Source organism: Bradyrhizobium sp. WYCCWR15520 (genome assembly GCF_056174665.1).
Window position 1 is genome coordinate 38,184 of sequence record NZ_JBWBWM010000038.1, and the last position, 16,395, is coordinate 54,578.

At 59.7% G+C, this 16,395-nt stretch carries 16 protein-coding genes; all 16 read right to left on the reverse strand.

The features are described 5' to 3' along the window. Window positions 1-116: 116 nt before the first annotated feature. Window positions 117-1,163 (reverse strand): hydrogenase expression/formation protein HypE, encoded by a 1,047-nt coding sequence (gene hypE / locus AC0QUY_RS33290; protein WP_057856099.1) that lies wholly within the window; start codon window positions 1,161-1,163, stop codon window positions 117-119. After that, window positions 1,163-2,302: a hydrogenase formation protein HypD gene (gene hypD / locus AC0QUY_RS33295; RefSeq protein WP_161855672.1), complete on the reverse strand. Its 1,140-nt coding sequence runs from the start codon at window positions 2,300-2,302 to the stop codon at window positions 1,163-1,165. Before hypD ends, hypE begins: the two co-directional genes overlap by 1 nt. Further along, entirely contained in the window at window positions 2,299-2,535 is a 237-nt protein-coding gene (locus AC0QUY_RS33300; protein WP_161855673.1) for a HypC/HybG/HupF family hydrogenase formation chaperone, read from the reverse strand. The genes hypD and AC0QUY_RS33300 overlap by 4 nt, the downstream gene beginning before the upstream one ends. 1 nt (window position 2,536) lies before the next feature. Continuing rightward, on the reverse strand, window positions 2,537-4,804 hold the full coding sequence (gene hypF / locus AC0QUY_RS33305) for a carbamoyltransferase HypF (RefSeq protein ID WP_161855674.1): 2,268 nt from the start codon (window positions 4,802-4,804) through the stop codon (window positions 2,537-2,539). Next, window positions 4,801-5,760 carry a hydrogenase nickel incorporation protein HypB gene (gene hypB / locus AC0QUY_RS33310; RefSeq protein WP_161856813.1) on the reverse strand — a complete coding sequence of 320 codons (960 nt, stop codon included), beginning with the start codon at window positions 5,758-5,760 and terminating at the stop codon, window positions 4,801-4,803. Before hypB ends, hypF begins: the two co-directional genes overlap by 4 nt. Next, window positions 5,760-6,101 (reverse strand): hydrogenase maturation nickel metallochaperone HypA, encoded by a 342-nt coding sequence (gene hypA / locus AC0QUY_RS33315; protein WP_161855675.1) that lies wholly within the window; start codon window positions 6,099-6,101, stop codon window positions 5,760-5,762. The genes hypB and hypA overlap by 1 nt, the downstream gene beginning before the upstream one ends. Beyond that, window positions 6,094-7,188 (reverse strand): nickel-dependent hydrogenase large subunit, encoded by a 1,095-nt coding sequence (locus AC0QUY_RS33320; RefSeq protein WP_161855676.1) that lies wholly within the window; start codon window positions 7,186-7,188, stop codon window positions 6,094-6,096. The genes hypA and AC0QUY_RS33320 overlap by 8 nt, the downstream gene beginning before the upstream one ends. Further along, complete coding sequence (hybE, locus tag AC0QUY_RS33325; protein WP_161855677.1) at window positions 7,185-7,715, reverse strand: [NiFe]-hydrogenase assembly chaperone HybE; 531 nt, start codon at window positions 7,713-7,715, stop codon at window positions 7,185-7,187. Before hybE ends, AC0QUY_RS33320 begins: the two co-directional genes overlap by 4 nt. Next, window positions 7,705-7,920, reverse strand: coding sequence for a rubredoxin (locus tag AC0QUY_RS33330; protein WP_161855678.1), 216 nt, complete (start codon window positions 7,918-7,920; stop codon window positions 7,705-7,707). The genes hybE and AC0QUY_RS33330 overlap by 11 nt, the downstream gene beginning before the upstream one ends. Next, the gene (locus tag AC0QUY_RS33335; RefSeq protein ID WP_371419492.1) at window positions 7,917-8,735 is read right to left on the reverse strand and encodes a hydrogenase expression/formation protein; all 819 of its coding nucleotides are present in this window, start codon (window positions 8,733-8,735) and stop codon (window positions 7,917-7,919) included. Before AC0QUY_RS33335 ends, AC0QUY_RS33330 begins: the two co-directional genes overlap by 4 nt. A 464-nt stretch (window positions 8,736-9,199) precedes the next feature. Next, window positions 9,200-9,490: a HypC/HybG/HupF family hydrogenase formation chaperone gene (locus tag AC0QUY_RS33340; RefSeq protein ID WP_161855679.1), complete on the reverse strand. Its 291-nt coding sequence runs from the start codon at window positions 9,488-9,490 to the stop codon at window positions 9,200-9,202. A gap of 16 nt (window positions 9,491-9,506) precedes the next feature. Next, the gene (locus AC0QUY_RS33345; RefSeq protein ID WP_161855680.1) at window positions 9,507-10,097 is read right to left on the reverse strand and encodes a HyaD/HybD family hydrogenase maturation endopeptidase; all 591 of its coding nucleotides are present in this window, start codon (window positions 10,095-10,097) and stop codon (window positions 9,507-9,509) included. Between the two features lie 6 nt (window positions 10,098-10,103). After that, the gene (gene cybH, locus AC0QUY_RS33350) at window positions 10,104-10,832 is read right to left on the reverse strand and encodes a Ni/Fe-hydrogenase, b-type cytochrome subunit (protein WP_371419334.1); all 729 of its coding nucleotides are present in this window, start codon (window positions 10,830-10,832) and stop codon (window positions 10,104-10,106) included. 11 nt (window positions 10,833-10,843) lie between these two features. Beyond that, entirely contained in the window at window positions 10,844-12,634 is a 1,791-nt protein-coding gene (locus AC0QUY_RS33355; protein ID WP_161855682.1) for a nickel-dependent hydrogenase large subunit, read from the reverse strand. 22 nt (window positions 12,635-12,656) lie between these two features. Next, window positions 12,657-13,748 (reverse strand): hydrogenase small subunit, encoded by a 1,092-nt coding sequence (locus AC0QUY_RS33360; protein WP_161855683.1) that lies wholly within the window; start codon window positions 13,746-13,748, stop codon window positions 12,657-12,659. A 522-nt stretch (window positions 13,749-14,270) separates the two neighbouring features. Then, window positions 14,271-15,437 (reverse strand): hypothetical protein, encoded by a 1,167-nt coding sequence (locus AC0QUY_RS33365; RefSeq protein WP_246738328.1) that lies wholly within the window; start codon window positions 15,435-15,437, stop codon window positions 14,271-14,273. Window positions 15,438-16,395: the final 958 nt, after the last annotated feature.

The window sequence follows — 16,395 nt, forward strand, 5'->3', positions numbered from 1 at the left end:
CCCATCCCGCATCTTCGGTTTGATAGATGCGCTCGAGGCGGAACGAGTGCTTTACGGGGAATTGCCCGGGCGATCTCGTCAAGGCAACAACGAAATGGTAGAAGTTTCAATTGTGCTCAACAGATCCGCGGCAATTGTTCTCCCCATAGCCAATCGACAATTCGCACGCCACCAAAGCTGGTTGACAGCTGCACAAACTGATGATTGTCGGTAACGGCCTCGCCGATATCAGCCGCATCGCGCCCCAGCGGATGCGCTCTCATAGCTGCAAGCACGGCATTGGCCATGTCAGGCGCCACGATGGCAACGAGCTTGCCCTCGTTGGCGACGTGTAGCGGATCAAGCCCAAAGAGTTCGCAAGCGGCGGCAACCGCCGGCTTCACCGGAATGGCCTCTTCCTGCAGACGGAACCCGAGGCCCGACTGATGCGCAATCTCGTTGAGCATCGCCGCAAGACCGCCGCGCGTGGGGTCACGCATCACCCGGATGCTGCTGCCGCCGACCGCAACCATTAGAGCTACGAGATCATGCAGCGCTGCGGAATCCGAGACGATCTCGGTCTCGTAAGCGAGATTCTGGCGCCTCGACATGATCGCTGCACCATGGTCGCCTAGACTGCCGGAGACCAGCACGCGGTCGCCGACCCTTGCCTTCTCCGCGGAGAGATCGAGCCCATCGGCCAAAACCCCGACCCCCGTCATCGAGATGAACAGGCCGTCCGCCTTCCCGCGCTCGACGACCTTGGTGTCACCCGTGATGATATAAACGCCGGCGGTACGCGCGGCCTCGCCCATCGAATCCGCAATCGTCTTCAGATCCGAGAAGCGGAAGCCCTCCTCGATGATGAAAGTTGCCGAAAGATAGAGCGGACGCGCGCCGCCCATCGCGACATCATTGATCGTGCCGTGGACCGCGAGCGATCCGATATTGCCGCCGGGAAAGAACAGCGGCGAAACGACATAGCCATCGGTCGTCATCACCATTCTGCCAGCGCCAACATGGAAGGCCGCCTGATCGTTGACGCGGGCGAGCCATTCATTGCCGAAGGCTTCGTGAAACAGGCCGGAGATCAGCTGAGCCATCGCGCGCCCCCCCGCGCCGTGGGACAGGTCGACCCGCCCGTTCTTGATATCGATCTTGCGTTGGTAGGCCGTTGCCCTCATCACGCCCGCCTCAACTGATCATCGCGAAACCGTCCATACGTCCAATGCGCGGCACAGGCGCCTTCCGATGAGACCATGCAGGATCCTATCGGGATTTCCGGCGTGCAGACGGTTCCGAACAGCTTGCAGTCGATCGGCCTCTTCACGCCGCGCAGGATGGCCCCGCACTCGCACGCCGGATTGTCGGCGACACGCACTTCGTGCATCGCGAAACGCATCTCTGCATCGAATTGAGCGTAAGCCTGCTTTAGCTTCAGTCCGCTATGGGGGACGAGCCCGAGCCCGCGCCATTCGAACTGGTCACGCAGTTCGAAGATATCCGACACCTCTTCCTGGGCGCGCCGATTGCCTTCGCGCGTCACCCCACGGCTGTATTGGTTCTCCACCTCATATCGGCTTTCGTTCACCTGCCGCACCAGCATCAGAATCGCCTGCATCATATCGAGCGGTTCGAATCCCCCGATCACGATCGGCTTGCCGAATTTTTCTGCGAGGACCTCGTAAGGCTTCGTGCCGATGATGGTGCTAACATGCGCAGGTCCAAGGAAGCCATCAATTTCAATCCGCCCGCCATTATGGATATCCTGACCCTCGAGAATGCTATGCATCGCGGCGGGAGTTAGCACGTGATTGCAGAACACACTAACATTCTTCAGCCATTTCTTCTCGGCAAGCCGGATCATCGCCGCTGTCGCCGGTGTCGTGGTCTCAAATCCAATAGCGAAAAAGACCACCTCCCGGCTCGGCGCATGTTCGGCGATCCGTATCGCATCGAGCGTCGAGTAGACCATCCGTATGTCGGCGCCGTACGCCTTGGCGCTCAGCAGGGATTTTCCCTGCGAGCCGGGCACGCGCATCAAGTCGCCATAAATACAGAGAGTGACCTGCGGCAGCTCGGTGAGCCTGATCGCCATGTCGATCCGGCTGGCGGGGAGAACACAGACGGGACAACCGGGCCCATGGATCATGCGAACATTCGCAGGCAGTATATCCTCCAGACCATAGCGGGAAATCGCATGCGTGTGTCCGCCGCAGAACTCCATGAACCGATATTCCCTTTGCGACTCGGCTTCGGCGGCAATCGCACGCGCGAGCCCCTGCGCGATGGTCTTGTCGCGAAATTCGTCGACATACTTCATGACTGGAGCTCCCGCCCCACGCTGCCTAGCTCCTGTAGGAGCTGCAGCGTGTGCTCGGCCTCCGCCGGGTCGATTCTAGCCAGGGCGTAGCCGACATGGACAAGGACGTAGTCCCCGACCGCGAGATCGTCGATGAGCGCAATCGATATCTCCTTCCTGATGCCGTCGATGGATACGATGGCAAGGTCGTCGGGGAGAATCTTCGTGACCTCAGCTGGTACCGAGAGACACATATCAGGCTATTCCTTCCAGGACTGACGGTCGTTCTGCAATCTGCAGAGCGGCGATCCAGGCTTGTCCGAGGCTCAAGCCACCGTCATTGGGCGGAACCTGCTGTGGGAGCAGCGGAGTGAGGCCGGCCGCAATGCAACCCCGCTGGATTTCTTCCACTAGTACCGCGTTCAGGAAGCAGCCGCCGCTCAGAACGACGGTGGCAACGCCAGTTGTCCGGGCCGCGCGCGCGACCCAGTCAACGCAGGCCGCGGCAAACGTGCCATGAAACAGCCCGGCTCCCTCCGTGGCGCCGACGTTGTCTGCAATCAAGCGCGCAAACAGCGGGCGAAAGGACAGCACGTGGCCATCGATCATCCAGCCCGCTTCAAGCACCGCAGTCCGCCGCACACGCGCCTCTAGCTTCATCGCGGCTTCGCCCTCATAGCTCTGCAAAGTCGCGATCCCCAGCAGCGCCGCTGCTGCGTCGAACAGCCGGCCCGCGCTGGTCGTAGTCGTCACGCTGGGTTGATCGAGCAATGACGGCAGACGTTCGGCCTGCGGCTGTGCTGCAAAGCGCAGCCCGATTTCGTTTTTCCGCCCCAGCAAGTGAAATATTGCGCTCGCCATGCGCCAAGGCTCGCGGGCTGCGCGATCTCCGCCAGGCATTTGCAAGGGCGCGAGATGCCCGATCCTTCGAAACCCGGCACCTTCGCACAACAATAGCTCGCCACCCCAGTTGCCGCCGTCGGAGCCATAACCATAGCCGTCGAGGAGAAGGGCGAGCGTAGGCCGCCCAAGGCCATGCTCCGCGATGACGGCGGCAGCGTGCGCGTGGTGATGCTGGACAGCGACCAGTGCGCGGCCGCTTGCTTCCGCAAATCGGGTGGTCGCCATGTTGGGATGCAGATCATGGGCAATGACGACAGGATCGATGTCGAGGGTCGATGTGAGGTGCCGGATCGTCTCCTCAAAGAATCGGATGCCTTCAGCCGTATCGAGATCGCCGATGTGCTGGGAGACGAAGGCCTCACTGCCCCGTGTAACCGTGATGGTCGATTTCAACGCGCCGCCTACGGCGAGCACGGGCAGCACAGACCTCGCAAGCCGGATCGGTTCGGGAACATAGCCGCGGGCGCGACGAATGAATTGACGCCGCCCCGCCACCACCGCCACCACGGAATCATCGGCGCGCGTCAGAATATCGCGATCATGGGTCACAATAAGATCGGCGATGCCCGCGAGCCGCCGCAGCGCCTCCGCGTTGTCGATCGGGAGCGGTTCGCCGCCGGGATTAGCACTGGTGCTGACAATGACCGGACCTTCAACCCCATCCCATGCACCTGTCGAACGAAGCGCATGGAAGATGAGGTGATGCAACGGGGCCACCGGCAGCATGATGCCTACGCGCGACAGGCCGGGGGCTATCGCCGGCGCCAGATTGTTGCGCGACGGCAGGAGAACGATCGGGCGGGCGATGGATTCGAGCAGTGGGAGCTCGGCGGCATTCGCCTCCGCAATCTCGCTGACCTGCTCTACGGAACCAACCATGACCGCGAACGGCTTCTGGTCGCGCTGCTTCTTCTTGCGCAAACGCTGCACGGCGTCATGGTTGCGAGCGTCGCAAAGCAACTGGTACCCGCCCACTCCCTTTATCGCGACGATTTGGCCGCAGTCGATCGCCGCGGCAATATCGTTGATCCCATGACTGAGCCGAGGACCGCATGTCGGACAGGCAATCGCTTCCGCATGAAACCTGCGGCTCGCCGGATCGGCATATTCGCCCGCGCAGGCGGCACACATCGCAAACTCCCTCATCGCAGTGTTCCGGCGATCGTAGGGAAGCCGTTTGGCGATGGTATAGCGAGGGCCGCAATGAGAGCAGTTGATGAAGGGATAGAGGTAATATCGGCTGTTCGGGTCGAACAACTCATCAAGACATTGCTGGCATGTCGCGGTATCGGCGAGGATTCGGGTCGACACCCTCCCGTGTTCGCTGGCGCGGATCGAAAAGTCTTTCGCCGCAAGCGCGCCAATCTCCTGAACGGAGATGTGGTTGATCCGCGCCAATGGAGGCCTTTCGCGTGGCAAAGCGGCGACAAACTCGCACGTACGGTCGCCCTCAACCTCGATGATCACGCCATCGGGATCGTTGGCGACGAACCCGGTCAACCCATAGCGGGTAGCGAGACCATATACATAAGGACGAAAGCCGACACCCTGCACGGCGCCACTGATGCGCACCCGCAGCCGCGTTCCGCCGCGGATGATGGCGTCGCTGCTCGCGCTCATCGCGATGCGTCCTCGACGGGACTCCTCTGATGCGCAGCCTGTTTCCGGATCCAAGCGTAGAGCCCGACAAAGCCCTCGCCCGTACGCGCCGAAACCGTCAGCACCTCAATGTTCGGATTGACGCGTCTCGCATATTCGATGGTTTGGGCTAAATCGAAGTCGATCACCGGCGCCAGATCAATCTTGTTGATCAGCATCAGCGACGATGCGGCGAACATATCCGGATATTTGAGCGGCTTGTCTTCACCATCGGCGGTCGAGAACACCACGATCTTACAGGCCTCGCCGAGATCGAACGCCGCGGGACACACTAGATTCCCGACATTCTCGATGAAGAGAATACCGCCCTTGAGCGGCGGCAAGCGGCGATAACCCTCGCCGACCATCGCAGCATCGAGATGGCAGCCCTTGCCGGTATTGATCTGGATTGCGGGCACGCCGGTTGCGCGAATGCGATCGGCATCGTTCGAGGTCTGCTGGTCGCCCTCGATGACACCAACCGGGCGGCTACCCTTGAGCTCGGAGACGGCGCGGACGAGCAGCGAGGTTTTGCCCGCGCCCGGACTGGAAACAAGGTTGAACACGAGCAGGTCATCGGCCAAAAAGCGCGCGCGGTTGTCGGCGGCGATCCTGTTGTTCTTGCCGAGGATATCGCGCTCGATCTGAATGGCTCGCTTGCTGCTCATACCCGCGATCTTCAAGCCGGCCGGGTCGGCGCCGCAATCCACAAGCGCCCCTCCGCGCTGAGCATGCTGACCGCTATGATCATGATGGGGACCATGGCCGTGGTAATGGTTGTGAGAATCATGCACCTTTTGACCGCAATGCATATGATCATGGTGGTGACCGTAGTGATCATGCGTATGATCATGGTGATCGCCCTGGGTTTGCGCACTTTGGGCGTTGGCGCGTTCGATGGAGGGCGTTCCTTCGCTACAGCCACATACAGTACACATTAGTCGACCTCCAGCTCTTTGACCCGCATCTCTTCGCCCGCGGTCACCTGCAGCTGATAGCTGCCGCAGCAGGGACACGGCTCATAGCGTTGCGCAATTTCAACGCTCCTCGAACAGGCCATGCACCAGGCGACACCAGGCAATTCGACGACCTCAATAACCGCGCCATTGGCGATGGTCCGCGCGGCAACGGCCGCAAAGCAGAACTTCATCGCTTCGGGAGCGACATGGCTCAGCGCCCCGATCTCCAGACACACGGTCTTCACGCTGGAAAACGATCGTCGGCGCGCCTCCTCCTCGACGATCTCGACGATACCCTCACAAAGCGCCATTTCATGCATCGCCAATATCGCGAAAATTCAGAGTGAACCCAACGCAAGGGTCAAAGGATCCGACCATCGCGCGAACGGCACCCTGTGCCTGTGGTTTCGCGGCCAGCACCGCGCCTAGCAGGCTGCGGACCAGCGGTCCGCGCGCGTGGAAATTCCACTCGGTCGGGGCAAGAAATTCGAAGCTCGACAGCTGCCCCTGACGATCAAGCTCAACCGCGTGATAGAGACGTCCCCTGGCGCATTCGACCGCGGCCGCACCACGGCCCTGCCCCAGCCTGTAGCTTTCGATGATCCCATCCTCCGCTGTTTCAACATGAGCACCCAAGCGGAGCCAAGCGAGCAGCCGCAAGATTTCCGCAATCCTCGCCTTCAGCCGATCGGCCGGCCCCGACCGGCCTAGCGTGAGCTGATCACGCATCATTTGGCGTGCCCACGCACCTGTTTCGGGAATGCGGCCCTCAAGGTCGGGACAACGGCAAAATCCTGCATCATCCACGAGCCGTTCAATGACGTCGCGGTCGTCGGCAACCGACAAAAACGAGTGCTGCATCGGCGTTGCGTTCAACGCGTCTTCCTCGAGAGCCGCAACGCGAAGCGCTAGTGGGGTACCGAGCCTCGGCGCTCCGTCTTCGTTCGTTATGCCAAGCGCTGCCAGCGCAATCGCAACCCGCGCCATTGTTTCGCGTCGAACCTGGCCGCGGCTGGGCTCTGCGCTGCTGAGAAGTGCCGACACCTCCTCCATCAGGGCCCGGATCGCTGCGGCGCTCGTGGTATCCAGCGCGCAATGCCCGACAAACAGGCCCCGCAGCAATTCCGCCAGCCGCTCGGCAACGACCATGGCGATACGATGCTGGTGCGTCGCAAGCCTGATGGTTTCGCCGCGCGCCGCCTCGATCGCGGACAGGAATGCCACCTGGTGCCCGGCGGCACACAACGAGAAGATTCGCGGCAGCACCTTGAGCATCAAAGTGGCCGGCTTGCCGGCGAACAGCCGCCCCAGTGGCGGCCGGACGCGCGGCAGAATCTCGACCGCGGCAATTGCGTCGCCAGCAAGCGATACGGTAACATCGATCTGGTTGCGGACGGCGAGGCTCATGCGCGCCGCTCCGTCAGTACACTGCGTAAGAAATGCCGGCGGTCGATCGAACCAGGTCGCGCATCGGGACCATGTAACGCCGCGCGGTTGGCCGGCGACATCAGCGCCGCGAGTGCTGCTTCGGCGGTGGCGCGCGCGGACGTCATGTGCTCGAACTCAAGCATCGGCGAGAACAGTGAGTAGCTCGCGATCAAGCCCACGGGCGCCAGCTCACCGACGGTGAATTCGATCTGGCCGGCCGGAAATCGCAAGCGCAGGTTCGATCCCGGGCTCGGAGAGGATTGGGAAGCGCCGTCGCGAATGGGTGTGACCACGTTCATGAACCAGGGCGTGACCATCATGCCGACGACCCTGCCCTCGCGCGCGCGAAAGCCGATCGCTTCGATGCTCAAGACCTCGTTGAAGATCGGCAGGTGGCGCATGGTACGATCGGCGATATCCCGATAGGCTGCCGCGAGCCTCTCGCCCCACGCCGACGCATCAGCGTGCAAGCTCCTGCAGGAACGCTGTTCGCAGTCAGGCGTCATCTTCAATCACCATGAACTTCGTTTTGGGCGCATCGCAGTTTGGACAACGCCGATTTTTGGGCAACCCGGCGAAAGGCGTTCCCGCTGCAATTTGCGTCGCCTCATCCCCCTCAGCCGGGTCGTAGACGATCCAACAGATGCCGCACTCCATGCGCGCGCCGTTTGCGATATCCTTCCGGACGCCAAAATTCTCGAAGCTCGTCATTCGAAGTAAGCTTTGATGATTTCTTGCAGGCGTTCGGCGGAAACCCAGAAATCTTCCTCGGCGGCCAACGCAGCCATTGGCACGCCGCCGACTTCCAGCGTATCCAGAATGATGCTGTCCATGGCATTGAAGAACTGCACCGACCAGACGTTCCGGATGCCCGTCGCAAGCACTCGGCAAGTCCCATAGCCGCGCGAGATGAGCTGGATCGGACCGTTGCCGACGCTTTGCTGCAAAAACGCCAGGTCGACCGGGTTCATCGGCAGCAGGGTGAAGTTGATGATCTGCGAGCGCATGCCCGGCTGCCAGGCCATTGCCCGCTCACGGATTTCTGCGAGTACCGGCAGCACGTTCATCGCGCCGTCCGGTGCCGCGCCGATCAGAAGATCGCTCGACGTCAGGTCGGTTGCGGCGCGCCGCACGATTTCCGGGATCGCACCGACCTCGACATATTCGTGTGCCGCGTCGGTCTCGATGCGCACGCGCCAGATTCCCGCAAGTACCGATTCCTGGATTTGCGCCACGCGGCCACTCGGCAAAGCAACAACGCCGGAGAGCTCGCCCTCCCCGAGCACTTCGGCAATCAGCCTGCGCTCCAGATCGTTGAGATTTCCGATCCTGAACAGCTGCGTCGGCACATCGCTCTTCTGGCCAGCAACGGCGGCCGCGACCGAATACAACAGCGCGATGGCATTCGGACAGTTCCTTGCCAGCTCGATGCCATTGAGCGCAGCGGGGTTCGCGAGCGCCCTCGCACCCCCTAGCCCGCTATGGGCTGCGTCGAGACTTTCCGCGGCGATGGGAAACACGCTCATCGGCTGCTCGCATTTTCTCGGCGCTATCGGACGCGATCCGGAAACCTGTTTCATGATACGAGGTCCCGTTTGTGTGCGGGGCTGGTGCTTATGTTCACGATGCGTCATTGGCGCGGGCGATCAATGAGCTTCGAAATGCGGTCGATAGAGATCTCCCGGATCTTGGCGATCATGCCGAGTGTCTCGCGCTTGTGGGACGCTTGCGGTCCCCACCTCGAACAGACGGAGCCGCGTCAGATCATGTTTCCCGGATTGAAAGTCCATTAGCCGCCTCTTTGATAGTTCATGGTTTTGCTGGGTCAGGTGTAGCAAGGGACGTGCCAATCGTTGCTCTTTCGCGATTGCATTCCCGCTCGTATCAGCACCCGTCGAGATATTCCTCGTGAAGCTTGTTTCGGCTTCAAATTTGGTTTCCGCTGATATGGGCAAAGATTGGCAGGCAGTGACCGGCAGGCGGCGCCGGGCTAGCGCAGGTACTCGGGCAATTGCGGCTCTTGACCGATCAAGTCCGCAAAGAAACGATCACAATCGTGGCCATTGAGGGCCGCATCACGGCCCTCAAGAGCGTCCGCGATCAGCCGCGCTTCGTCGTCATCCAAGAGCCGCACCGCGGTATCGATATGGACAAGCACCTTGGCACCGAGAGGTGGCTCGGAGAGCAGCATGACTGAGACGCGCCGCTGTTCATCGCCATATTCGCAGAGCGCCGACATGCCGTCGGTCTCAATAATCGTCATTGGCAAGCCAAGGCACATGGTAATCCGCGAGCCGCTAGATCGGCCGCGCCCTCCTCTCATAATTTGTATGGTCGATATCGTTCGCGAGCAGATGCTCCGAGTGCGGTAGCGGCGCCGTCCGCAGTTTTGCCGGAGAACCCCACTGCGCCAGCAGTTCGCAAGCCAGTTCGATCGCAGGCGCAATCTGAGTGCGCACCGGAGCCGTCAGCGGCCCGCCCCAATCGTCCAGATCAAGTGGCTGACAGCCGATTAGAGCGAGCTGTCGCGGGCAGTGGCCAAGCAGGTCGGCCGCACTTAAGACCTCCTGGAAGCCGGTCTGATGCAGGCTCACCTTCTTGGCGCCGGTGAATTTCGGCACCTCCTCGTCTCGCACGAGCTTCAAGTGCCCGGGCGCGAGTCCATAGTCGATGGCATCGAACGCGATCAGGCAATCGGCCTTTTCGAGAAAGTTGACGAGGTAGAGCCCCTGCGTGCCGCCATCGAGCATGGTGACATTGCTAGGGACGGCGTAGCGGCGGTGGAACTGCTCCACCACGCGCACGCCGAACCCATCATCGGCCCACAGGATATTGCCGATGCCGAGCACCAGGATCTGTTTCGTGTTCTCCGGAGTTGGCAGCTGCATCGTCAATCAATCGCGGAATTTGCGCTCGCCGAAAATGATCGACGAGACGATGCTCTGGCGCGACACGATATCTTCGCGAACCGCGGTATAGATGTGAATGAGCGCAAACGTCACGATCATCCACAGGCCGAGATGATGCCAGGTGTGGACGTCCTGGCTGTTCGGCCTAATCGAAAACACCCAGCCGAACAGCCTGTACTGCCAGCTGTCGTTGCCGGTGCCCTGCGCGTACAGTGCAAAGCCGGTGACGATCATGAACGCGGTCGCCAGCGTAAACATGAAGAACATCGCAAGCTGGGCCAGCGGATTGTGCGCGACGTATTTCTTTGGCTCGGCCGCAACGAAAGCGTACCAGCGAATCTCGTGCCACACCTCGCGCCAATAGCTCTTGCGCCAAAGCGGCACGTAGAAAATCTGCTTAGCATGGGGGTTGCCCACGAACGCCCAGTAAATGCGCAAGAGGAAGCCGAGCGTGAGCACATAGCCTGCGATGAAATGCACAAAACGGATATAGCCGAACAGAAAATTGTCGCCTGTCTCTCCGGGAATGGTCGGTATCCCATTGCCGATGAAATAACCGCTGAGGCCCAACACCAGAATTGCCGCGGCGTTGATCCAATGCCACAGCCGCACCGGCGCCTCGTAGACGTAGACGACTCCACGCTCGCTGCGGCCGGAGCGTACCGGGTCAACCGCGACAGTGGCAGTTAGCGCTTGCGGAGATTTGTCCAACAATGCCGCCTCCCCTAGCGGACCTTGACAGTTGCCATTTCCTGGCCATCCGGCCCCATCACATGTGTCGAGCAGGCCAGGCATGGATCAAACGAATGGATCGTGCGCAGGATTTCCAGCGGCTTCTCCGGATCAGCGATCGGCGTATCCATCAGCGAGGCCTCAAATGCACCGATATTGCCATCTGGATCACGCGGCGAGCCGTTCCATGTCGTCGGCACGACGCATTGGTAGTTGTCGATCTTGCTCTCCTTGATCTTGATCCAGTGCCCGAGCGCACCACGTGGCGCCTCGGTGAAACCGTAGCCCTTGGCTTCCTTCGGCCAGCTCTCCGGCTTCCATTTATCGATGTTGGCGGTAGCGGTGTCACCAGCTTTGATATTCGCCATAAGCTTATCCTGGAAATAGTGCATCTGGTGCGCGGCCCATTGGCATTCGAGCGCACGTGCCGCAGTGCGGCCGAGCGTCGAGAAGAGTGCAGCGAAGGGAAGATCGAGTGTCTTCAGCAGCTTCTCGGTTGGCTCCTTGAACTCCTCTTTGCCTTGTGCGTGACCTATGAGGTATCGCGCCAGCGGTCCCACCTCGACGGCGTTGCCGCGCCAGCGAGGCGCCTTGATCCAGGAATATTTGCCGCCCTCGTCGAGCTCCTTGATGTCGGTCCTGGTGCCCTTAACGTTGGGCCCGAGCCGGAAATTCGGCTCGGTTATACCATCCCAGGGATGCAGCCCCCTGGTTTCATCGGGGTACTTGTACCAGGAATGAGCGACGAACTCCTGGATCTGCTCGGGATCGCCGTGATCGATCGGCAGAACTTCGCTGAAATTGCCATTGAGGATCACGCCGCGCGGCTGCTTGAGGTTTTTCGCGGAATAATCATTCGCGTTCTCGGGAATGTCGCCATAGGACATTAGGCTCTTACCCGAGAGACCGCGGCCATACAGCCAGTCCTTGTAGAAGGAGCCAATCACGGCAATGTCGGGCAGATAAACCTGCTCGACGAATTCGATCGAACGGCCAATGATCGAGGATACCAGGTTTAGCCGCTCCATATTTATGGCACCCACTGCACCGGTACCATCGACATTGATGGCGCAGGCCACGCCACCGACCAGCCAATTCGGATGCGGGTTCTTGCCGCCATAGATGGCGTGGATCTTGACGACGTCCTTCTGGAAGTCGAGCGCTTCCAGATAATGCGCCAAGGCCATCAGGTTCGCTTCCGGCGGAAGCTTGTAGGCCGGATGCCCCCAATAGGCGTTCTTAAACGGGCCGAGCTGCCCTGATTCAACGAACTTGGTCAGCCTGATCTGCAGATGCTTGAAATAGCCTGGCGATGATAGCGGCCAGGGGGAGACCGACTGCGCCAACGCAGAGGTCGCCTTGGGATCGGCCTTGAGGGCGGAAATCACATCGACCCAATCCAGCGAGTGCAGGTGATAGAAGTGCACAAGATGATCGTGCACCTGCAAGCAGAGCTGCATGATATTGCGGATCGAGTTAGCATTCTCGGGAATGATGATACCCAGCGCGTTCTCCACCGCGCGCACCGAGGTGAGCGCATGCGTGCCGGTGCAGACGCCGCAAATCCGCTCGGTGAACGCCCAGGCGTCGCGAGGATCGCGTCCACGCAAGATCGTCTCGATGCCGCGCCACATAGTTCCGGATGAGACCGCGTTGCAGATCACATTGTCGGAATCGAGATTGACCTCGACGCGGAGGTGGCCTTCGACCCGGGTCAGCGGATCGACGACAATGCGTTTGCTCGAATTGTCGAGCTTGAACCCATTCGGTGTCTGGGCGCCCATCGTTGTCCTTCCCTGAATCCGATTATTTTTCCTGAGCTACGCGGCCCCGTTTACGGGTCAGCCGCTTCGCGGCTGTGATCGCCGCGTGCGCGGCAACGGCTAGGCCGACCGCGCCAGCAGCGGCCATGCCAATTTGGTCGGCGTTGGCCTCGATGCCGAATTGCTTGATGGTCGTCAGCCGATCGTAAAATGAGCCCTTGTCCCAAAAGCCATCTTCGGAGCAGCCTAAGCAGCCGTGGCCGGATTGGATCGGGAAGGAAACGCCGTCGTTCCACCGAACGGCCGAGCAGGCGTTATAGGTGGTCGGCCCCTTGCAGCCCATCTTGTAGAGGCAATAACCCTGGCGCGCGGACTCGTCGTCCCACTCCTCGACAAACTGGCCGGCGTCGAAATGGGGACGCCGATAGCACTTGTCGTGGATCCGCTGGGAATAGAACATCTTTGGACGCCCTTGGCGGTCGAGCTCGGGAAGCTTTCCGAACGTGGTGATGAAGGTCACCAAGGCGGTCATGACCTCTGCGATGGGCGGGCAGCCAGGCACCTTGATGATCGGTTTGTTCGTGATCACTTTATCGATCGGCGTCGCCTGAGTCGGGTTGGGCTTGGCTGCCTGCACGCACCCCCAAGACGCACAAGTACCCCAAGCAATGATCGCGATGGAATCTTCCGCCATCGCCCTGAGCTTTTCGACGAACGGCTTGCCGCCATCAATGCAAAACATGCCGCCTTCGTTCAGCGGCGGATTGCCTTCAACGGCAAGCACATACTGGCCCTTGTACTTGGCGCGGGTCTCCTCGAGGATAGCTTCGGCCTGATGTCCTGCCGCCGCCATGATTGGGGCGTCATAATCCAGCGAGATCATCGACAGCACCACGTCTTTGAACAGCGGATGGGCCGAGCGGATAAAGCTTTCCGAACAGCAGGTGCATTCGAGCCCGTGCATCCAGATCACGGGCACACGCGGCTTTGTCTCCAGCGCGTTGGCAATCTGGCTTGCCGCGAGCGGACCGAGCCCGAGGCTCGTTGCCGTCAAACTGCAGAATTTGTGGAAACTGCGACGCGTGATACCCTGACGTCTGATGACGCCGTAAAACGTTTCCGTTGCCTCACCCATAAACCCCTTCCAAGCTGTTATCGACGGCTTACTGACGCTCTGATAGCAAGAAGCAGGCCAACACCACCTGAAACACTTGAGAGATGCCAACCGGCTTCCAGAAAAAGCGCTCAAATTAGTCACGTGGGGCCATGAGAGCTGAGGAAGCGGAAACGAACGCACGATGTGCGTTCGCAGCGTCTACATAACCAAGTCGTCGCATGCCGCAATCCAGCGGCTCCACCTTGTTCAGGTTTTCACGAAGCTGGCCTCTCAGGACTAGATTGGATTTTTAAGGTTCGCAATCTCGTCAGGTGGCTTATCGCGGCCAGTCAGCCGCTTATCCTAGAAGATCAGCATATCCGTGCAACATCCCTTAGTTGCGGCGAGCGTAGCCAGCCGTGTCGTGACGTCTTTGAGCCCCTACTTGGATCTTTGTCGTATCAAGAATTGTCCAAGTGAATGCTAGAGCACCGGCTCGCAATTCCAATTCATTAAGAATCCTTCGACCAGTGTCGGACACCACACGTCTGACACATACCGTCAGATTAGGGACGCACCGCGGGTTAACAGCCGCTGTGAAAGAACAGCCTCAACACTTTCGGACCCTTCAACTCCGACAATTGGACGCCCCGGTACGACCGTATGTTTTAAGGCAGTAATACGGTGCATCCGGGTAAACTGATCCAGCGCATAAACACAAGACGCGCGTAGCTTTGCGATTTCATCACCAAGGCGTTCGATGACGGGCGAAATGGTCGCAGACCGGGGAAAGTCCGCTTCCCCTTCTAGCCAAGTTGGCGTGGGTTCCGCGCTTGCATTGCCCGGTGACAACCAGCGGAATACCTCGCTAATGCATCCCTGCGGATAGTATTCGGACAGCCGATATACGTCCCTATAGAATTGCGGCTTCTGTTGGAAGAGATCTTCACCGAACAGTAGCACCGAGACCGCCACTATCCGCGCAGAGAACCGGCCGCTCGGGCCAAGCCTATTCTTGTAAGGGTTTTTTCCATAAAACACACGAAACTGGCCAAATAGGTCGGGTGACATGTGCTCCAAAAAGCGCGTCAGAACATAATTTGCCGACTCAAGACGCTCTAAGCATACCGCAAGACATTGGCGAGCGTCAGCGTCAGCCGTGTCACGTAATTCAAGTAGAGCATCGATTGCTAGCTGTAGATCGCTCTCGATGAGTTGGTGACCCAAGCAAAAATCTCGCTCTTCGACCCCGGCCGCGCCGAGGCAATATACGCGTGGATCGCTCTGCACCGGGTTTGCAAGGATCATATCTTCATACGAGAGGACCTCAATGCTAGGCTTCCGATCACAACTTAATCGGGCAAGACGGCTCAACTCCTCTCCTATGGTCAACTCCGCTTCTACGGGATGAAGACCAGCAAACGCTGACATCTGATAAGCACAGTTGACGAGATAGTGGATGTCTGTCTTGGCGATCGCGAGCTCGGGCTGCGGCAGATTCAGCAGCTGCACCTCATAGTCGGCCGATGCAATCATCCCGTTAATGCTGCGTCCAAGATCCCTGACCCCTTCATCTGGCCGTTTACTGCGTTTGATCTCGGCAATGCAGTGCGGGAGCTGATCGGTGACCAAATTGCTGAGAAGCCCAAGCGGGCGCGTTCTCTGCCCGCGATCAATACTATCGGTCAGATGAGAAAATATCTGCGTCCGATAGCTCGGCGCGTTCATGCTTGCGGACTCCCACTAATTTTCGTGTGTAGAGAAGCCGCGATGACATCTGCGGCCGTCGTCACATCAATTTCTTCTTTGGCTCCTTGCTGAGAAGCGCATTTCGATCAGCGAACTGCATTCGTCTCCGTCACTCGACGCAGGTCAGATCGCACCTAGCGATGCGCCGGCGAGGCGCGCGGGATGAGTACAGTTTGTCGAGGACAGGCGGATATCGCGGCCAATGCGCCTTCGTGCGTTGCGAAGCCCGACGGCTCAGTACGGCGTCTCCGGTGCTGATTTGGATCAATTGAGTAGGTTTCATATAACTCCTGCGCCTACGACTGGGAGAGTGGCATGATCGTGTGGGTCCTTCCCAGCAATGCACATGCCACCAAGCACGTCGTGCGGGCCTTGCTTGAAGAGTGAAAACTATGTGCTTCGCTTCGCGGCGAGCGAATATTTGCACCTCCGCGTCGCTTTTCGAGCATACGCGTCTGCAACCGGACACGCCGAATACGACACCACGGTCGTAACATCCCTCGATCTCGCAACCGTTTCGATGCGCACGTCGAACTCGCCCTGAACCAGTTAGGGCCAGAACTGCTTGAAGTGCGCATAACAGCGATAAAGAAGCCCCGCAGTACGGCGGTGCCAGGGTTATGGGCGTTGCCGGGCTCTGGCGGTATTTTCCAGCTTTCCGGAGCTCCGTGGCAGTTGGCGAATGGTCTTGGGAATAGCATCACCCTCTGACTTCAGGGGTCCGAGATCAAGTGTAAGATCTCTAAGCGCGCGCTCGCCACAGTAAAGAAGCCCGATCCCTCTCGGCGGCCGCATTCGCTGAGTCGGAAACACTGCTTCGAAAGCGTACAACCTGACGCTACGTGCGATTCAAGTCTCACCTGAGGGGCCTCGCACGAATTTGTACGAACCTTCGGCTTACGATCTGCTCTTCGCTCGCTTTTTGTCCAGGAATTGT

Coding starts and splice junctions, on each gene's coding strand:
- AC0QUY_RS33355 (WP_161855682.1), bottom strand. CDS start 12,634: ATGGGCGCCCAGACACCGAATGGGTTCAAGCTCGACAATTCGAGCAAA.
- AC0QUY_RS33320 (WP_161855676.1), bottom strand. CDS start 7,188: ATGAGCCTCGCCGTCCGCAACCAGATCGATGTTACCGTATCGCTTGCT.
- hypD (WP_161855672.1), bottom strand. CDS start 2,302: ATGAAGTATGTCGACGAATTTCGCGACAAGACCATCGCGCAGGGGCTC.
- hypF (WP_161855674.1), bottom strand. CDS start 4,804: ATGAGCGCGAGCAGCGACGCCATCATCCGCGGCGGAACGCGGCTGCGG.
- hypB (WP_161856813.1), bottom strand. CDS start 5,760: ATGTGTACTGTATGTGGCTGTAGCGAAGGAACGCCCTCCATCGAACGC.
- hypE (WP_057856099.1), bottom strand. CDS start 1,163: ATGAGGGCAACGGCCTACCAACGCAAGATCGATATCAAGAACGGGCGG.
- AC0QUY_RS33340 (WP_161855679.1), bottom strand. CDS start 9,490: ATGTGCCTTGGCTTGCCAATGACGATTATTGAGACCGACGGCATGTCG.
- AC0QUY_RS33345 (WP_161855680.1), bottom strand. CDS start 10,097: ATGCAGCTGCCAACTCCGGAGAACACGAAACAGATCCTGGTGCTCGGC.
- AC0QUY_RS33330 (WP_161855678.1), bottom strand. CDS start 7,920: ATGACGAGCTTCGAGAATTTTGGCGTCCGGAAGGATATCGCAAACGGC.
- AC0QUY_RS33300 (WP_161855673.1), bottom strand. CDS start 2,535: ATGTGTCTCTCGGTACCAGCTGAGGTCACGAAGATTCTCCCCGACGAC.
- hypA (WP_161855675.1), bottom strand. CDS start 6,101: ATGCATGAAATGGCGCTTTGTGAGGGTATCGTCGAGATCGTCGAGGAG.
- AC0QUY_RS33360 (WP_161855683.1), bottom strand. CDS start 13,748: ATGGGTGAGGCAACGGAAACGTTTTACGGCGTCATCAGACGTCAGGGT.
- AC0QUY_RS33365 (WP_246738328.1), bottom strand. CDS start 15,437: ATGAACGCGCCGAGCTATCGGACGCAGATATTTTCTCATCTGACCGAT.
- AC0QUY_RS33335 (WP_371419492.1), bottom strand. CDS start 8,735: ATGAGCGTGTTTCCCATCGCCGCGGAAAGTCTCGACGCAGCCCATAGC.
- hybE (WP_161855677.1), bottom strand. CDS start 7,715: ATGACGCCTGACTGCGAACAGCGTTCCTGCAGGAGCTTGCACGCTGAT.